Annotated in this window: 1 protein-coding gene; it reads left to right on the top strand. The window is 60.2% G+C overall.

From position 1 onward, the window contains the following. Window positions 1-397, top strand: a 397-nt coding sequence (locus RZO55_RS21915) for a S16 family serine protease (protein ID WP_318066392.1), incomplete at both ends; no start/stop codon positions are given.

Below are 397 nucleotides of genomic sequence, written 5' to 3'. Positions count from 1 at the left end.
TCGGGTTACACCGAGCTGGAGAAGGAGAAGATCGCCAAACAGTATCTCATCCCCAAACAGCGGGAGGAGCACGGGCTGGCGGAGGATCAGCTGCGCATCAACGCCGACGCCATTCGCAAAATCATCCGGGAGTATACCCGGGAGGCGGGAGTCCGCAATTTGGAACGGACCATCGGCACCCTTTGCCGGAAAGCGGCCCGGGAGCTGGTCAGCGGAAAGAAGAAGCGAAGCGTAATCACGGCGCGGAATCTTTCGAAATACCTGGGTTCGGAGCGCTATCGTTACGGTCGGGCTGAAGAGGAGGACCAAGTCGGCGCCGCCACCGGACTGGCCTGGACCGAAGCGGGTGGAGACACGTTAAATATCGAGGTGTCCGTGCTTCCCGGCAAGGGACAAT

Origin of the sequence: Clostridium boliviensis (assembly GCF_033342255.1) — a bacterium.
GTDB lineage: Bacteria > Bacillota > Clostridia > Lachnospirales > Lachnospiraceae > Lacrimispora > Lacrimispora boliviensis.
This window is presented reverse-complemented; position numbering and strand designations above follow the sequence as displayed.